Consider the following 16,919-nt stretch of genomic DNA (forward strand, 5'->3'; position numbering starts at 1 on the left):
CGGATAAAGGGACAACACCATGGCTTATGACGTTGTAATCATCGGATCGGGACCGGGCGGCTATGTCTGCGCCATCAAGGCGGCGCAGCTCGGGCTGAAGACGGCGGTGATCGAGAAGAACGCCACCTTCGGCGGCACCTGCCTCAACATCGGCTGCATCCCGTCGAAGGCGCTGCTTCACGCCTCCGAGATGTTCGCCGAGGCCGGCCATTCCTTCGACACGCTCGGCGTCGAAATCGGCACGCCGAAGCTCAATCTGAAGAAGATGATGGCGCACAAGGACGCGACCGTGACGGCCAACGTCAACGGCGTCGCCTTCCTGTTCAAGAAGAACAAGATCGATAGCTTCCAAGGCACCGGCAAGGTGGTCGCAGCCGGCAAGGTCTCGGTCACCGGTGAGGACGGCAAGGTCGAGGAGATCGAGACCAAGAACATCGTGATCGCCACCGGCTCGGACGTTGCCGGCATTCCCGGCGTCAAGGTCGACTTCGACGAGAAGGTGATCGTGTCGTCGACCGGCGCGCTGTCGCTGGAAAAGGTGCCGGGCCATCTGGTGGTGGTCGGCGGTGGCGTCATCGGGCTGGAGCTCGGCTCGGTCTGGGCCAGGCTCGGCGCCAAGGTCACTGTCGTCGAATTCCTCGACGCCATCCTCGGCGGCATGGACGGCGAAGTTTCGAAACAGTTCCAGCGGCTGCTTTCCAAGCAGGGTTTCGAGTTCAAGCTCGGCGCCAAGGTCACCGGAGTCGCCAAGGCCAAGAAGGGCGCCAGCATCACCTTCGAGCCGGTGAAGGGAGGCGCCGCCGAAACGATCGCCGCCGACGTGGTGCTGGTCGCCACCGGCCGCCGCCCCTATGCCGACAGCCTCGGGCTGAAGGAAGCCGGCGTCGAGGTCGACGAGCGCGGCCGCGTCAAGACCGACCGGCACCTCAGGACCAACGTGCCCGGCATCTACGCCATCGGCGACGTCATCGCCGGGCCGATGCTGGCGCACAAGGCCGAGGACGAGGGCGTGTCGGTGGCCGAGATCATTGCCGGCCAGGCCGGCCATGTGAACTACGACGTGATCCCGAGCGTCGTCTATACCAGCCCGGAGATCGCCTCGGTCGGCAAGACCGAGGAGGAGTTGAAGAAGGCCGGCATCGACTATAAGGCCGGCAAGTTCCCGTTCACCGCCAATGGCCGGGCGCGCGCCATGCTGCATACCGACGGCTTCGTCAAGATCCTGGCCGACAAGCAAAGCGACCGCGTGCTCGGAGTCCACATCGTCGGCTTCGGCGCCGGCGAGATGATCCACGAGGCGGCGGTGCTGATGGAGTTCGGCGGCTCGTCGGAAGATCTAGCCCGTACCTGCCACGCACACCCGACGATGTCGGAAGCGGTGAAGGAAGCGGCGCTGGCCACCTTCTTCAAGCCGATCCACATCTAGCTGCGCGCCACGCGGCGGCGCCGAACGCCCGTCGAAAACGTGGTTGCCACCAAACAAAACGGCCCGCCTTTCGGCGGGCCGTTCGTCGTTGAGCTAAGCCTGATTACGGAGACGGCGCAGGTGCCGGAGCGGGCGCCGGGGCCGGTGCTGGCGCGGGAGCCGGCTCTGGTGCCGGAGCGGGCGCTGGCGCAGGTGCCGGGGCAGGTTCCGCAGGTTTCATCGGCTCGGGAGCGGGCGCCGGTGTGCTGGCGGCCGGCGGCTCGGCGGGCGCCGGAGCTTCGCCGCTTCTTCCGAAAACATAGTAGGCAACAATGGCCAGGATAATGACCACCAGGGCAATCAGCCAGCCACTGCCGCCGCCGCCCGATCTGGGAGTGTCGTTAGGGTTCGCCATAAAAGTGTCCTCCGTGGATGAAAAGTATCAAATAACAACCGTCAACGCGCGACCGTTGAACGGGTTTCATACTAGGCCCGGAAAATGCTGAAAGCAGGGCAATTCTGACCTGGGATCCCCTGCCGGCAGGCATTTCCACCACAAAATGGGTCGGGATCGAGCCGAACCCGGTCTTTCGACACCATTCGGCACGAAACCGGGGAGCCTTGCGCCGCCAAGTCACGAATCAGCACGGCACCGGCGCTCCTTCCCGATCGAAGCGCAACCCGGCCGTGCGGATCAGTCGACGGCGGTCACCGTGTAGCCGGCCTTGCGAAAATCCTCGACCAGCCCCTGCGGGCCGGGAAGGTGCAAGGCGCCCACCGCGATGAAGGCATTGCCCCTGGCCAAGAACGGCGCGGCATGATCGGCCATCACCTTGTTGCGGCTGGTGATCATGGTTTCCTCGAAGGCGGCGTAGCTGGCCGGATCGTCGGCGTCGCCGGGCAGGACTGCTCGAAACAGCGGCCAGAACATGCCGGTGTCGCCGTGCTGGTAGAGCACGATCATGGTTTCGTTGACGTCATTGACCTTGTCGCCGAGCTTCAACGTGTCGACCAGGCCCTTCATGTGGAAGGCAAGCGGCAGCGAGGCCATGGCATGAAGCTGGTCGGCGACGGTCTCCAGCCCCTCGACGGCCTTGCCCGAGGCCTTGGCGTCCTCGGCGAGCTTGACGTCGAGCACCGGCGCGCCGCCGGCCTTGCGCGCCAGCTCGCAGGCCGGCAGCGCCACCATGGCCGACAACATCCACGGCTTCATCTTGGCGACGGTCGCCGGTGGAATGCCGCGCGCGTCGAGCGCCTTGTTCATCGTCGCCGCGTCGTCGGGCGACAGCAGCGAGGACAGCGTGGTGCTGTCGGTGAACATCATCAGGTCCGGCTCCTTGACGAGCGCGGCCATCATCTTCTGCTGGTCGAGCACTTCGGTGGTCTCGATGACGACCGTGTCGGCGGCGCCGAAAGCCTTTCGCGCGGACGCCGGCAGCGTGGTGACGCGCGGATCGGTCATGTGCATCGTGCCGAACAGGAAGGAAGGCTTTTCGCCCGGCTTTTCGAGTTTCCAAAGGAGGCCCTTGCCGTTCGGCGTCGCCGCCGCTTCGGCCTCGATCTTGCGATAGGTGGCCGGATCGTCCTTCTGCAGCGCGCTCAGCATGTCGTTGCCGCCGCAGGCTGCAGCTTCGGCATGTGCCCTGCCGGCCAGCAGCAGGACGACGAGGAAGGACAGGAAGAACAGTACGTTCAGCGCGACAAGCAGCCTCAGCGACACGAGGGCCGCGCGATCAGCGATGGCGATGACGCGTTTCATGAGGAAGCGTCTTAGCGCTGAAAAGCGGCAAAACAGTTAATCGACAGAATGAAATTGTTTTCGGTGCTGTTGGTCTTAACAACAGCTTGCGTTGTCCGATGATGTCCTGACGATCAACCAAGGCCCATCGCGTCGCCTACGAAGTCGGCGGTTTACGCCCGTGGATGCGCGGATTCGTAGATCTCCAGCAGCCGCGCGGTGTCGACGCCGGTGTAGATTTGGGTCGTCGACAGGCTGGCGTGGCCGAGCAGTTCCTGGATGGTGCGCAGGTCGCCGCCCCGGCCGAGCAGATGCGTGGCGAAGGAATGGCGCAAGGCGTGCGGCGTGGCGGTGTCCGGCAGGTTGAGCGCCGAGCGCAGCTTCGCCATGTCGCGCTGGACGATCGCCGGATTGAGCGGCCCGCCGCGCGCGCCGCGAAACAGCAGGCCCTTCGGATCAATATGGAAGGGGCAGAGCCGGCGGTATTCGGCGACCGCGCGCAAGGCAACCGGCAGCACCGGCACCAGCCTGGTCTTGCCGCCCTTGCCGATGATGCGCAGCACCGTGTCCGTCTCCGACACCAGCTCGGCGCCGGCGAGGCCGAGCGCCTCGGAAATGCGCAGGCCCGAGCCGTAGAGCAGCGTCAGCACGGCGGCGTTGCGGGCGGCGATCCAGGGCTCTTCCGCCAGCTGGCCTTCGACGGAGACGACGTCTCTTGCATCACTCGCCGTCAGCGGCTTGGGCAGCGATTTCGGCTGGCGCGGCGCGCGCAGCGCCGCCGCGCCCGCAGCATTGGCGAGGCCGCGGCGTTCGAGGAAGCGCAGCAGCGAGCGGATACCGGCCAGCCCGCGGCCGAGCGTGCGGGCACCGGCGCCGGCGTTGCGGCGGGCGGCGAGGAATCCGCGCAGATCAGCCGGGCGCAACTCGGCAATGTCGGATATGCCGGGCGGGCCGCCGCAATGGCCGGTCAGGAAATGCAGGAACTGGCGCGTGTCGCGCTCATAGGCTTCCACCGTCTCCGGCGACAGCCGCCGTTCGCGCGCCAGCATCTTCAGCCAGTTCTCGCGCGCCGCCTGGAGGTCGGGCTTTGCCGGGATGAGGAATTCCTGCATGGCGGCATTGTCCGCCAGTCGGGTTAGGAAGCGGTGAAGAGGCGATCATTGGAATGACGCCGGGCGATCATTGAAATGACGGCTGGGGAGGGTTAGAGCAGGGCAAAGGATGTCGCGCCATGACCAAGCCCCAGAACCCCGTCCAGCTGGCCGTGATCGGCGCCGCACATGGCATCAAGGGCGAGCTGCGGGTGAAGACCTTCACCGGCGATCCGCTGGCGCTCGCCGATTACGGGCCGCTCTATGCCAAGGACGGCCGCGCCTTCCAGATCATCGACATCCGGCCCGCCAACACCGTCGTGGTGGTGCGTTTCAAGGGTATCAGCGACCGCAATGCCGCCGAGGCGCTTTCCGGCACCGAACTGTTCGTCGATCGTTCGGTGCTGCCTGACGACGGCGAGGAGGACGAGTTCTATCACGCCGACCTGATCGGGCTGGAGGTCAGGGACGACACCGGCGCGGCCATCGGAAAGGTCGTCGCCGTGCACAATTTCGGCGGTGGCGACATACTCGACGTGACGCTTGCCGGCCGCAAAGGCGTACTGATTCCGTTCACCCAGGCCGCTGTCCCGCAGGTGTCGGTCGCCGAAGGGTTCGTCCGCGTCGATCCGCTGGCGGCGGGGCTGGTCGAAGACGAGGATGGCCAGGCCGCTCCCGGCCGCGACGGCTTCGACCCGAAGGGCCGGCCGCGCGGACCGAAGGACGCCGGGGGCAATCGGTGAGCTTTGTTGCCTCGGTGCTGACGCTCTATCCGGAGATGTTTCCCGGTCCGCTCGGCCTATCGCTGGCCGGCCGGGCGCTGGAAGCCGGCACATGGTCGCTTGAGGCGATCCAGATCCGCGATTTCGCCACCGACAGGCATCGCACCGTCGACGACACGCCGGCTGGCGGCGGCGCCGGCATGGTGATGCGCGCCGACGTGCTGGCGAAAGCCATCGACCATGCCTCGCCGCCGGGTGATGCGCGCGCCCGCCTCTTGATGAGCCCGCGCGGAAAACCCCTGACGCAGGCCCGCGTGCGCGAGCTTGCCGCCGGGCCTGGCGCGGTGATCCTGTGCGGCCGCTTCGAGGGCGTCGACCAGCGGGTGATCGACGCGCGGGGATTAGAGGAGGTCTCGGTCGGCGACTTCATCCTGTCGGGCGGTGAGCCGGCCGCGCTGGTGCTGCTCGATGCCGTGGTGCGGCTCTTGCCGGGCGTCATGGGCAATGCGGTCTCCGGCGAAGAAGAGAGTTTCGAGAACGGCCTGCTCGAACATCCGCACTATACGCGGCCGCAGGAGTTCGAGGGCCGGCCGATTCCCGATGTGCTGATCTCGGGCAATCACAGAAAGATCGCAGAATGGCGGCGGGCCGAGGCAGAGAAGCTGACCAAGGAGCGGCGGCCGGATCTGCTGGCGGACGATCCGCCCCGGTAGCTCGAGCGGATCGTCCTTCTCTTTATCTGACCATGATCTTTTCCGAAAACCGGGTCCCACTCTTCGGGATTTCTCAGCCCTTGGTGAAATAGTAGAAGGCGAGGAACAGGCCGACGGCGACGACGAAGCCGCGCACGACGTTCTGCGGCACGCGCTTGGCGATCCAGACGCCGGCATAGCCGCCGAGCGCCCCGCCAGGAATCATGACGATCGCCTGGGGCCAGGCGACGACACCTCCGGAGACGAAGACCAGGATGGCAATGGCGGCAATGACCACCGCCAGCATGTTCTTCATCGCGTTCAGCCGGTGGTAGTCGCCGGCTTGGGTCAGGCCCAGTGTCGCCAGCATCATGACGCCCATGCCGGCGCCGAAGAAGCCGCCATAGATCGAGGTCAGGAACTGGACGAGCGAACCGGCGAGCCAGCCGACGGTCGGCTGGTGTCCGGGCTTCGGCGCCGGCTTCAGCCACGGCCCGGCGGCGAACAGGGCGGTGGCCGCAAGCAGCAGCCAGGGCACGAGCGTGCGGAACGAGGGGTTGTCGAGCGCCAGAAGAATGAGCGCGCCGGCCAGTGCGCCGAGGGCCGAGATCAGGCAGAGCAGCAATGCCTGGCGCCAGAAATGCCTAATGTCGGATGCATAGGCGAGCGTCGAGGTGATGTAGCCCGGAAACTGGGTCACCGAGGAGGTGGCATTGGCGACGATCGGCGGCACGCCGACCAGCGTCATGGCGCCAAAGGTGATGAAGGTCCCGCCGCCGGCGACCGCATTGGCAGCGCCTGAGACAAAGCCCGACAGGAAGAGCAGGATCGCGTCGAAAACAGACATCAGGACGCCGCCGGAGAGGATTGTTTTCTCCGGATTAGGAAGCTGGGAGGGCCGGCGCAACCCCGCCGGAGCCAATTGCGTGATGGCATGCGGCCAAAAAAGACAGGGCCAAGGCGTGACAAAGCGTCAAAATAGCTGTATGTGCCCGCCCGAACCGGAAGAACGATCTTTCGGAACCCGTCAACAATGGCGGTGTAGCCGTCCCTGCCCGATGTCCTATGTTGGACAGAGGGCATAGCCAAGCGGTCGATGGAACTGCAAGGCGAGTTGAGGACGCTCTGACTGTCGGAAGAACAAGAAGTGGATATTTGAGATGGATCTCATCCGTCAGCTCGAGGCCGAACAGGCCGCCAAGATCGAAGCCAAGCGCAAGCTTCCCGAATTCCAGCCCGGCGACACCGTGCGCGTCCAGGTGCGCGTCACCGAAGGCACTCGTACCCGCGTCCAGGCCTATGAGGGCGTCGTCATCGCCCGTTCCGGCTCCGGCTTCCAGGAGAATTTCACCGTCCGCAAGATTTCCTACGGCGAAGGCGTGGAGCGCGTGTTCCCGGTCTACTCGCCGATGGTCGAGGGCGTCGAGATCGTGCGCCGCGGCAAGGTGCGCCGCGCCAAGCTCTATTACCTGCGCGATCGTCGCGGCAAGTCGGCCCGCATTTCGGAGAACACCGGTGTGCGCGCCCGCAAGCTGAACGACGATGAGCGTGATGCGCTGAACGCCGAGAAGGCGCGCATCGAGGCCGAGAAGGTTGCCGCCGCTGAGGCGCTGGCCGCCGAGAAGGCAGCGCAGGACGCCGCCGAGAAGAAGGCCGCCGCCGAGGCCGCCAAGGCCGCGGAAGCCGCGGCCGAGTAAGGCTTTCAACCAATCGTTTCTGGAAAAGGCGGCCTCGGCCGCCTTTTTTCGTTTCCTGGACACGTTCACGTAGCCGTGAAGGCTTTCCGTCCAAAAATCCGGGCGCGGACGTTGACGACAAACTATCTTGTACACTAAATAATCGTGTACAAAATAACAGGAGACCACACATGTCTGCACTCTACACCACTCAGGCTCGCGTCACCGGCGGCCGCGCCGGCCACGCCGAAACCAGCGACGGCCTGCTCAAGGTCGATCTGGCGATGCCGAAAGAGCTGGGCGGGCAGGGCGGCGCCACCAATCCGGAGCAGCTTTTCGCCGCCGGCTACGCCGCATGCTTCGAAAGCGCGATCCGCTTCGTCGCGCGCAAGCAGAAGCTGCCGCTCGAAGACGCCGCGGTGACGGCCACCGTCAGCCTCCATCCCAACGACCAGGGCGGCTTCCGGCTCGGCGTGTCGCTGGCGGCGGAGACGAAAGGCCTTGATCCGGCGGGCGCGGAAGCGCTTGTATCGGCGGCGCACCAGATCTGTCCCTATTCCAACGCCATCAGGGGCAATATCGAGGTGGCGCTTTCGACCGTGGCGCTTCCGGCAAAGGCAGCATGACGACAGAGATCACAGCGACCGTCAGCGACGTCCCGGCGGATAGAGCCGGGGCGATTGCCGTTCCGCGGCTGGATCAGCAGCTCTGCTTCGCGCTCTATTCAGCGAGCGGGCTGATGACCAAGCTTTACCGGCCGCTGCTCGATCCGCTGGGCCTCACCTATCCGCAATATCTGGCGATGCTGGTGCTGTGGGAGCGCGCGCCGAGCACGGTGGGCGCGCTTGGCGAGGCGCTAGGCCTGGATTCGGCGACGCTGACGCCGCTGCTCAAGCGGATGGAAGCCAGCGGCCTCGTCAGCCGTCGGCGCGATGTGGCCGACGAGCGCCGGGTGCTGGTCGAGCCGACGGCCAAGGGCGAGGCCCTGCGCGAGAGGGCAGCCAGGGTGCCTGCCGCCCTGGCATGCCAATTGCCACTCGAGGTCGGCGAGCTGCGATCCCTGCACGGTGTGCTCACTCGCTTTGTCGCCGAGATGCGCAAGTCGAGCTCGGAAGCGACGGAATAATCGATCCACCCCGATACGTTCCAAAACCACGTCGTTGAGAGCACGGGAATCCACTTTGGTGCCCATCCGCGCAGCGGATCGGCTTGCAAGGCGCTTGCGGAAAGCTAAAGTCGGCGCCGGATTTTTCCTGCAAGCCCGGCACATTCGCCGGGCGTTTCAAGTTTCTGGGAGCGTGTCATGACCAAATCGAAACTGCTGCTGGCAGCCCTGCTGGCTTGCCTTCTCGCGCCTGTCGCCGCATTGGCCGAGACGCTGCCCGACCTCGGCGGCAAGAAGGTGGTGGTGGTGACGGAAAACGCCTATCCGCCGCTGCAGTTCATCGATTCCAAGACCGGCAAGCAGATCGGCTGGGAATATGACGCGATGGACGAGATTGCCAAGCGGCTGAACTTCAAGGTCGAGTACCAGAACACCTCCTGGGATGCGATGATCCAGGCGGTTTCCGACAACCAGTACAACATCGGCATGACCGGCATCACCATCAAGGACGACCGCAAGGAGAAGGTCGATTTCTCCGACCCCTATATGCGCTCGGAGCAGTTCATGCTGGTGCGCGGCGACGAAAGCCGCTTCACCGACGCCAAGAGTTTCGGCGCCTTCAAGGACGGGCTGATCGGCGCGCAGCCGGGCACGACGCCCTTCTACACCGCCGTCTACAGCGTGCTAGACGGCAATGAGCAGAACCCGCGCATCAAACTGTTCGAGACGTTCGGGGCCACCGTACAGGCACTCAAATCCGGCGACGTCGACGTCGTCTTGACCGACGGCACCGCCGGCAAGGGCTATGTCGACGCTTCCGAAGGCAAGCTCAAGCTCATCGGCGGGCCGCTCGGCACCGAGGATTTCGGCTTCATCTTCCCCAAGGGATCCGACCTGGTGAAGCCGGTCAACGCCGCGATCGCCTCGCTCAAGGCCGACGGCACGCTCGATGCGCTGAACAAGAAGTGGTTCCTTGATTACAAGATGGGGCAGTAGGCACTTTTGTTGAGGGTGGTGCATTTGCGAGAAATCACGCTGACATTGCGCCCAGGCACCCCCTCTGCCCTACCGGGCATCTCCCCCTCAAGGGGGAGATTGGCAGCTCCGCCGACGGTGCTCTTCATTCAACGTTGGTGATTGGCGAAAGCCAACGCGAAGTTCGATCTCCCCCCTTAAGGGGGAGATGGCCGGCAGGCCAGAGAGGGGGGCCTTGGCGCCAGCCTTTCGCGATTCTTACACCAGCGGTGCCAGCTGATGCCTGCGCCGTCCGCTTCTGCAGCCAAATCCGAATTCCCCTGGTGGCTGGCAGCCGCCCTCGTCCTCGCATTGGTCGCCGCTCTGTTCATCGCTTCCAGCGACCTCTACGCCCAGGTCTTCGCCACGGTCGCCAAGGGGATCGGCATCACCGTTTTCGTCACCGTGGTCGCCTTCGCGCTGGCCTCGGCGATCGGGCTCGGCATCGCGCTGATGGGGCTGTCGAGCTCGCGGCTGCTTCGCCAGATCGCCCGCTTCTATGTCGAGATCATCCGCGGTGTGCCGATCCTGGTGCTGCTGTTCTGGATCGCGTTCGCCGGCGCGCCGGCCTTCGTCGCGGCGTGGAACGCGCTGACAGCGCCGCTGCAGAGCGCCGGCTATCTCGGCGAATTGCAGGTGCGCGACGTCTCGCTTCTGTGGCGCGCCATCATGGCGCTGACCATCGGCTATTCCGCCTTCATCTCCGAAGTGTTCCGTGCCGGCATCCAGTCGGTCGAGAAGGGCCAGATCGAAGCGGCCAAGGCGCTGGGGCTGACGCGCGCGCAGCGCTTCCGGCTCATCGTCTTTCCGCAGGCGATCCGCACCATCCTGCCGCCGCTCGGCAATGACTTCGTCGCCATGGTCAAGGATTCCTCGCTGGTCTCGGTGCTCGGCGTCGCCGACATCACCCAGATGGGCAAGATCTACGCCGCCGGCTCGTTCCGCTTCTTCGAGACGTATTCCATCGTCGCTTACATCTATCTGATCCTCACGGTCGGCCTGTCGCTGGCGCTGAGGGGGCTCGAGAAACGGCTGCGCCGCCAGCACCAGCAATAGCCGCCCGCCAAAGACCGCGCTACGATCCTCGCCGCGCGGTAGCGGAGGAGGACAATCGATGAATTTCGACAAGGCCAATGCGGCGCTGGACTCCGTCTACACGGCCGACACGCCGGAAGCGCTTGCCAAGGCCTATGCCGAGTGGGCCGCGACCTATGACAGCGAGACCGCCTCGCTCGGTTATTTGCTCCCCTTCCTGATCACAGCCTGGGTGGCGCGCCACGTGCCTGTCGGCGAAGGTCCGCTGCTCGACGCCGGCTGCGGCACCGGCCTCTCCGGCCCGTCGCTCAAGGCACTGGGCTATGGCGACATCGCTGGGCTAGATCTTTCGGACGACATGCTGAAGCTCGCCGGCAGTCGGCAGGCTTATGGCGAGCTGAAGAAGGGGATGCTCGGCGGGCAGCTGCCCTGGCCGGACGACCATTTCCGCGCCTTCTTTTCGACCGGCGTCTTCACCATCGGCCACGCGCCAGCCTCCGGCCTGCATGAGCTGGTGCGCATCACGAAGAGCGGCGGCCACGCCATCTTCACCGTGCGCGACCAGGTGTTCGAGAGCGGCGGCTTCCATGCGGTGTTCGACGAACTGGAGCAGGCGAAGAAATGGCGAGCCGTGGAGCAAAGTCTGTGGTTCCGCTGCTACGCGATCGGCGATCCGGAAGCGCTGGTGAAGACGTTTGTGTTTGAAGTGATGTGAGCGCCGCCCTCTTCCCCTTCTCCCCTGGGAGAAGGGGCCTCGCGAAGCGAGGTCGGATGACGGCACTCCTCCCAACACCCATCATCCGTCTCGGCGCTGCGCACCGATCCACCTTCCCCACAAGGGGGAAGGGAAAGCCGCACCGCCGCCCGCAATTGCCGAAAAGGCAAAACATTGATATGAGCAGCGCCATGGAAGAGCTTTTCGGCGATCCGGCTTATAAAAGTTTCGTGCTGCAGGACAGAAAGCGCCTGCCGTCGCGATTTGCCGCGCGCGTCTGCGGCGCGCTCACCAGCCGACTTAGCCAGGCCGACTGATCGCAGTCGTGGCGCCGGACTGCCGGCGTCTACTCTCCCCCTTTTCATATCGACGGATTTACGCACATGAGCGCACCGCGCACCCTCTACGACAAGATTTTCGACGACCATCTGGTCGACCGTCAGGACGATGGCACTTGCCTGCTCTACATCGACCGCCACCTCGTCCACGAGGTCACTAGCCCGCAAGCCTTCGAAGGCCTGCGCATGAGCGGCCGCAAGGTCCGGCATCCGGAAAAGACGCTGGCCGTGGTCGACCACAACGTGCCGACCTCGCCCGAGCGCAAGTTCGGCATCAGGAACGAGGAAAGCCGCATCCAGGTCGAGGCGCTGGCCCGGAACGCCAAGGATTTCGGCATCGACTATTATTCCGAGAACGACATCCGCCAGGGCATCGTCCACATCATCGGCCCGGAGCAGGGTTTCACCCTGCCCGGCATGACCATCGTCTGCGGCGACAGCCACACCTCCACGCACGGCGCCTTCGGCGCGCTCGCGCATGGCATCGGCACGTCGGAAGTCGAGCATGTGCTGGCCACCCAGACGCTGATCCAGCGCAAGGCCAAGAACATGCTGGTGCGTGTCGACGGCACGCTGCCCGAAGGCGTCACCGCCAAGGACATCATCCTTGCCATCATCGGCGAGATCGGCACCGCCGGCGGCACCGGCTATGTCATCGAGTATGCCGGTGAGGCGATTCGTGCGCTGTCGATGGAAGGCCGCATGACGATCTGCAACATGTCGATCGAAGGCGGGGCGCGAGCCGGCCTGATCGCGCCGGACGAGACGACCTTCGCCTATGTCAAGGACAAGCCGCGCGCGCCGAAGGGCGCGGCGTGGGACGCGGCCCTTGCCTACTGGAAGACGCTGCATTCCGACGAAGGCGCGCATTTCGACAAGGTGGTGGTGCTCGACGCGCAGAAGCTGCCGCCGATCGTCTCCTGGGGTTCCTCGCCGGAGGACGTCGTCTCCGTGCAGGGCTTCGTGCCCAACCCGGAAGAGATCACCGATGAGAACAAGCGCTCCTCGAAGCTGCGCGCGCTCGACTATATGGGGCTGACGCCCGGCACCAGGATCACCGACATCCAGCTCGACCGCGTGTTCATCGGTTCGTGCACCAATGGCCGCATCGAGGATCTGCGCGCGGCCGCCAAGGTGGTCGAGGGCAGAAAAGTCAATCCGCGCGTCAACGCCATGATCGTGCCGGGCTCCGGCCTGGTCAAGGAACAGGCGGAGGCCGAGGGTCTCGACAAGATCTTCCTCGCCGCCGGTTTCGATTGGCGCGAGCCGGGCTGCTCGATGTGCCTCGCCATGAACGACGACCGGCTGAAGCCGCACGAGCGCTGCGCCTCGACCTCGAACCGCAATTTCGAGGGCCGGCAAGGCTTCAAGGGCCGCACCCATCTGGTGTCGCCGGCCATGGCGGCGGCGGCAGCGATCGCCGGCCATTTCGTCGACATCCGCGACTGGAAATAGGCGGCCGCGACCTACCGCATACAGAACCCAAGCAGACCCCGAACCATCCCGATGGTTCGGGGTTCTTCTTTGCCCACGCCGCCGGTTTTTTCGGCAAAGCGGCCTTGGCTTAACCGCTTGTTTGGGCTTGCGCTTTAGCATCTTCCCTGACTAAGCGGGGAAATCACAGTCGTTTGGACACGGGTCTGCTCATAGCGCTGCTCAACCCGACGATCGCGCTGGCGCTTGGCGCGGCGTTCCTCGTCCTGTGGTTCCATCAGCGCCATCGCCCCTATCTGGCGGTGCTGGCTGCGAGCTACTGCCTGTCGGCCCCCGGCTTCCTGTTCCAGTATTTCACGCTTCCTGTCGGGATGGTGCTGACCAAGCTTGTCTCCAACATATGCTTCACGGCGGCCGCCTGCTGCCTCTCCAGCGCCATCGTCGCGCGCTACGGGCGGCGCGTCCCCTATATCGGGATCGCACTCACCACCGGCGGCGGGCTCGCCGCCTTTTCATGGTTCATGTTCGTGCAGCCAGATCTCACCTGGCGCATCCTGTCGATGAATTTCGGTTTCGGCGCCCTCAGCCTGCTGGTCGCCGCCGAACTGCGCACGGTGCGCGGCAACGGTCCGACGGAAAAGATCCTGTTCGTGCTGTCGCTGCTGTCGGGATTGAACTTCGTCGTCCGAACCCTGATCGTCGTCATCGCGCACGGGCCGTTCCCGAGCTATGACGGATTCTACGGCTCGTCCTACTGGACGACGGCGCTCTTGTCGCATGCGCTGCTGTCGCTGCTGATCGCGCTTTCCCTGTTTTCGGCGGCCGCACTCGACGTGATGAAGGCTCTGAAGGCCGAGACCCATACCGACCCGCTGTCCGGCCTGCTCAACCGCCGCGGTTTCGAGGAGCGGGCGGCGCTGCTGCTCGACCAGTGCGCCAAGGCGAAATTCCCCGTCGCCATGGTGCTTGCCGACCTCGACCACTTCAAGGCACTCAACGACCGGCACGGGCACGCGGTGGGCGACAGGGTGATCGCCGACTTCGCCGCCAAGCTGAGCTTCGCCACGGGCACGCGCGGTGCTGCCGGCCGCATCGGCGGCGAGGAGTTCGCCGTGCTCCTGCCGTTGTGCGATCTCGCTTCGGCGCGGCTGTTCGCCGAGGCGATCCGCTCGCTCTATTCGGCCGGCGGCGTCGCCAGCCTGCCGCGCGGCGTCAGTGTGACGGCGAGTTTCGGCGTCGCCGCCCGCACCGGCGACGAGGGTCTGGCGCCGCTGATGCGCCGCGCCGACGATGCGCTCTACAAGGCCAAGAAGAACGGCCGCGACAGCGTGCGGCTATCCTATGAGCGGCCGGAAACGGTGTTCGTGCCGGAGCCCGCCGGCGTCGGGTGAGGCCAAGCAGCCCGATCATGACCCGTCGTTAACGTCTTTTTCGCCCGTCGATGCTTTGCTGTCGGCGGGGGTTTTTGAACCATGGGCAGCGCGGACGTCATACTCGTGATCAACCTGTTCGTCGCCGGACTGCTGGTGGCGGCGTTCATGACGATCGCCATCTACGACAAAAACCGGGTGTCGGCGCGCTGGCTGGCCTTCGGCTACATGATCGGCATGGTCTATTTCGCCCTCGAATTCGTCATCCCCGCCTTCGACAATGCCCGGCTCCCGGTCGTCGCCGCCTTTGCCGTCTTCCTCGGCGCCACCATCGTCTTCAATGGCGGCCTTGCCCACAAATACGGCGTGGCACCGCCATGGTGGCCGATGCTGCTCTTCCTGGCCATCGCTTCCGTCGGGGTCTATCTCGTGCAGGAATTGCCGCGCCAGTCGCTGACCGCGATGATGGCCTATCAGCTTCCCTACGCCGTCATGCAGTTCACCGCGCTCGGCATCGTCTGGTCGTCCAGGCAAAGGCGCGAGCGGCTCGACACCATACTGATGGGCGTGCTGACGGCCAGCGCGCTGCAGTTCGCCTCCAAGCCCTTCATCGCGCATGCGCTGGGCGGCCGCGGCGCCGACCCGCAATCCTATGTGCAGACGAGCTACGCGCTGGTGTCGCAATCGCTCGGCACCGTGTTCGGCCTGGCGCTGGCGCTGCTTGCGCTGGCCATACTGGTGCGCGACGTGCTGGCCGAGGCGACGTCGAAATCGGAAACCGACGCGCTGTCCCGGCTGCTCAACCGCGGCGGCTTCGAGCGCCATGCCGAAATCACCCTGAGAGATGCCGCGCGCCGTGGCGTTCCGGTGGCGCTGGTGATCGCCGACCTCGACCATTTCAAGGGCATCAACGACAATTTCGGCCACGCCTGCGGCGACCGGGTGATCGAGACCTTCGCCGGTTTCCTGCGCGAGGCGGCGGCCGACCATCACGTCGCCGGGCGCATCGGCGGCGAGGAGTTCGCCATCATCCTGCCGGGCACCAATCTCGCGGCCGCACGGCTGTTCGCCGAAGGCGCGCGCAGCGCGTTCGGCGCCCTGCCGATCGACAGCCTGCCGGCCGAGCACCGCTGCAGCGCCAGCTTCGGCGTCGCCGAACTCGGCGCGGGCGAGGGCTTTTCCGATCTGTTGCGGCGCGCCGACGAGGCGCTCTATCGGGCCAAGGGCGGCGGCCGCGATTGCGTGCGCGTCTCGCCCGGCCCGGCCGGGCGGCAGGCGTCCGCCGTCTTCAACGGCAGGGGCTGAGGTTCGGCATCTCGCCGTCGGACAGGCCGTACATATAGGAGCGGCCCTTGATGAAGACCGGCGGCTGGTAGCAGCCGCGGCCAACGGTCTCGTCGGATTCGTTCTCGTAGATCACGTCGGGCTCGCCGGCACTGGTAAAGTTCGACAGCTCCTTGGCGTGCCTGCCTTCGCCGACGATGATGCGTTTGTAGCCGGCGGCGCTGTCGATGACGAGATTGCCGAAGGAATCGGCATAGACGCGGTCGTGGTGGCGCAGCCCGGCTACGGCCGGCGCCGTGAAGCCGACGGCAAGTGCCGCCAGCGCAAGCGCCGCTAGGCGCAGTCTGCTCGAATTCGAACGCATGGCACCCTCCGTTTGCTTCGACCGTTTCGGTCTGGAGCCTGTTCGAATCGGAAATTAACCTTTTCTTAACCTTTGTTAAGAGCCGGCCCGCTTTCGCGGCCGGACTTTAACAAACATGGTTAATTTCGGCCGACGGGGTGGCCATCTTTCGGCCATGCTTGCCCGCACCATCGCGCCACCTCGACCAGCCGTTTGAGCCGGGTGAGCTTGATCAGGAACGACATCGTGGCTAGCGTGCCGCGCACAGGAGGGGCAGCACATGGCGTTACGCCGCTTGGTTCGGGGATTGCTCCTTGCTCCGTTGCTCGCTGCGGCAGCGGCCTGTGTGCCGCAGGATGGCGCGCCCAAGGCGGCATCGCCAGCGATCTCTCCCGCTCCGGCTCTGCAGGCCACCGCACCCGCCGCGCCGCCAGCGCCTGCAACGGCATCCGCAGCCAGGATCACCACCGACCTCACTGCGCCGCGATCGGCAGTCGGCATGGCCACCTACAAATGTAATGGCGGCACGATCTCCATCCAAAATCTCGGCACGTCGCTGCGTGTGGCAGGGCCGGATGGCTGGACAGAGGAGTTTGCGGCGTCGCCCGCCAACCAGAGCAGCCGCTACCAGGCGGCGACGACGCATGACGCAGTTGTGATCGACGGACGCGAGGCGCTGCTGATGAAGAAGGGGTCGACGCCGCTCACCTGCAGAAGGTAGGCAATCTTCATCGACATGCCGCACTGCAGCGAACCATTGCGCCGGCTTTCGGACGCGCCCTAATCGATTGAAGCAAAAGCCGGCCCTTTTTTCAGACTAAATGACGTTTCCAAAACGATTTTCCGGCTTTGACGCGGTGCAAAAAGAGCATTAGAAACCGGCTGTCCGAAGTCGCAACCGGGAACGGCAATGCCGCTTTTCCGCTGAGGCTCCAGGAGACGCCGAACTGGGGGAGC

18 protein-coding genes are annotated in these 16,919 nt (G+C 65.2%); 14 read left to right on the plus strand and 4 right to left on the minus strand.

The window, feature by feature from the left end; all coding sequences use genetic code 11:
• Positions 1-19: 19 nt before the first annotated feature.
• A complete protein-coding gene (lpdA, locus tag EJ073_RS21020) occupies positions 20-1,426 on the plus strand; it encodes a dihydrolipoyl dehydrogenase (protein ID WP_126057463.1) in 1,407 nt (468 codons plus the stop codon).
• A gap of 673 nt (positions 1,427-2,099) precedes the next feature.
• On the opposite strand, the gene EJ073_RS21030 is transcribed toward lpdA, so the two are convergent.
• Both EJ073_RS21030 and EJ073_RS21035 read right to left on the minus strand, forming a co-directional pair.
• Positions 2,100-3,164, minus strand: a complete 1,065-nt coding sequence (locus EJ073_RS21030) for a TraB/GumN family protein (protein ID WP_126057464.1) — start codon at positions 3,162-3,164, stop codon at positions 2,100-2,102.
• Positions 3,165-3,316: 152 nt separating this feature from the next.
• Positions 3,317-4,255: a tyrosine recombinase XerC gene (locus EJ073_RS21035; RefSeq protein ID WP_126057465.1), complete on the minus strand. Its 939-nt coding sequence runs from the start codon at positions 4,253-4,255 to the stop codon at positions 3,317-3,319.
• 119 nt (positions 4,256-4,374) lie between these two features.
• Between EJ073_RS21035 and rimM the strand changes: the two genes are divergently transcribed.
• Together rimM and trmD are read left to right on the plus strand one after the other, a co-directional pair.
• Entirely contained in the window at positions 4,375-4,977 is a 603-nt protein-coding gene (gene rimM / locus EJ073_RS21040; RefSeq protein ID WP_126057466.1) for a ribosome maturation factor RimM, read from the plus strand.
• Positions 4,974-5,669 (plus strand): tRNA (guanosine(37)-N1)-methyltransferase TrmD, encoded by a 696-nt coding sequence (gene trmD, locus EJ073_RS21045; protein ID WP_126057467.1) that lies wholly within the window; start codon positions 4,974-4,976, stop codon positions 5,667-5,669. Before rimM ends, trmD begins: the two co-directional genes overlap by 4 nt.
• Positions 5,670-5,742: 73 nt before the next feature.
• On the opposite strand, the gene EJ073_RS21050 is transcribed toward trmD, so the two are convergent.
• Positions 5,743-6,495 carry a sulfite exporter TauE/SafE family protein gene (locus EJ073_RS21050; RefSeq protein ID WP_126057468.1) on the minus strand — a complete coding sequence of 251 codons (753 nt, stop codon included), beginning with the start codon at positions 6,493-6,495 and terminating at the stop codon, positions 5,743-5,745.
• Positions 6,496-6,808: 313 nt separating this feature from the next.
• Between EJ073_RS21050 and rplS the strand changes: the two genes are divergently transcribed.
• The 10 genes from rplS (at position 6,809) to EJ073_RS21105 (ending at position 15,640) form a co-directional block, all read left to right on the plus strand.
• A complete protein-coding gene (gene rplS, locus EJ073_RS21055) occupies positions 6,809-7,345 on the plus strand; it encodes a 50S ribosomal protein L19 (RefSeq protein ID WP_126057469.1) in 537 nt (178 codons plus the stop codon).
• A 170-nt stretch (positions 7,346-7,515) separates the two neighbouring features.
• Positions 7,516-7,950 (plus strand): organic hydroperoxide resistance protein, encoded by a 435-nt coding sequence (locus tag EJ073_RS21060; RefSeq protein WP_126057470.1) that lies wholly within the window; start codon positions 7,516-7,518, stop codon positions 7,948-7,950.
• Entirely contained in the window at positions 7,947-8,450 is a 504-nt protein-coding gene (locus EJ073_RS21065; protein ID WP_126057471.1) for a MarR family transcriptional regulator, read from the plus strand. The genes EJ073_RS21060 and EJ073_RS21065 overlap by 4 nt, the downstream gene beginning before the upstream one ends.
• Before the next feature lie 177 nt (positions 8,451-8,627).
• Positions 8,628-9,425 carry a transporter substrate-binding domain-containing protein gene (locus EJ073_RS21070; RefSeq protein ID WP_126057472.1) on the plus strand — a complete coding sequence of 266 codons (798 nt, stop codon included), beginning with the start codon at positions 8,628-8,630 and terminating at the stop codon, positions 9,423-9,425.
• A 258-nt stretch (positions 9,426-9,683) separates the two neighbouring features.
• Entirely contained in the window at positions 9,684-10,499 is an 816-nt protein-coding gene (locus EJ073_RS21080) for an amino acid ABC transporter permease (protein ID WP_126057473.1), read from the plus strand.
• Positions 10,500-10,557: 58 nt separating this feature from the next.
• Positions 10,558-11,193, plus strand: a complete 636-nt coding sequence (locus EJ073_RS21085; RefSeq protein ID WP_126057474.1) for a class I SAM-dependent methyltransferase — start codon at positions 10,558-10,560, stop codon at positions 11,191-11,193.
• Positions 11,194-11,249: 56 nt separating this feature from the next.
• Complete coding sequence (locus EJ073_RS31660; protein WP_189375649.1) at positions 11,250-11,510, plus strand: hypothetical protein; 261 nt, start codon at positions 11,250-11,252, stop codon at positions 11,508-11,510.
• Positions 11,511-11,576: 66 nt separating this feature from the next.
• Positions 11,577-12,986: a 3-isopropylmalate dehydratase large subunit gene (gene leuC, locus EJ073_RS21095; protein ID WP_126057475.1), complete on the plus strand. Its 1,410-nt coding sequence runs from the start codon at positions 11,577-11,579 to the stop codon at positions 12,984-12,986.
• A gap of 173 nt (positions 12,987-13,159) precedes the next feature.
• Positions 13,160-14,356 carry a GGDEF domain-containing protein gene (locus EJ073_RS21100; protein ID WP_126057476.1) on the plus strand — a complete coding sequence of 399 codons (1,197 nt, stop codon included), beginning with the start codon at positions 13,160-13,162 and terminating at the stop codon, positions 14,354-14,356.
• A gap of 81 nt (positions 14,357-14,437) precedes the next feature.
• Positions 14,438-15,640, plus strand: coding sequence for a GGDEF domain-containing protein (locus EJ073_RS21105; protein ID WP_126057477.1), 1,203 nt, complete (start codon positions 14,438-14,440; stop codon positions 15,638-15,640).
• Here the strand turns inward: EJ073_RS21105 and EJ073_RS21110 are convergent.
• Positions 15,624-15,983, minus strand: coding sequence for a hypothetical protein (locus tag EJ073_RS21110; protein ID WP_126057478.1), 360 nt, complete (start codon positions 15,981-15,983; stop codon positions 15,624-15,626). The two genes, EJ073_RS21105 and EJ073_RS21110, sit on opposite strands and share 17 nt — an antisense overlap.
• Positions 15,984-16,242: 259 nt before the next feature.
• Between EJ073_RS21110 and EJ073_RS21115 the strand changes: the two genes are divergently transcribed.
• A complete protein-coding gene (locus tag EJ073_RS21115; RefSeq protein ID WP_126057479.1) occupies positions 16,243-16,683 on the plus strand; it encodes a hypothetical protein in 441 nt (146 codons plus the stop codon).
• Positions 16,684-16,919: the final 236 nt, after the last annotated feature.

Origin of the sequence: Mesorhizobium sp. M4B.F.Ca.ET.058.02.1.1 (genome assembly GCF_003952505.1) — a bacterium.
Classification (GTDB): domain Bacteria; phylum Pseudomonadota; class Alphaproteobacteria; order Rhizobiales; family Rhizobiaceae; genus Mesorhizobium.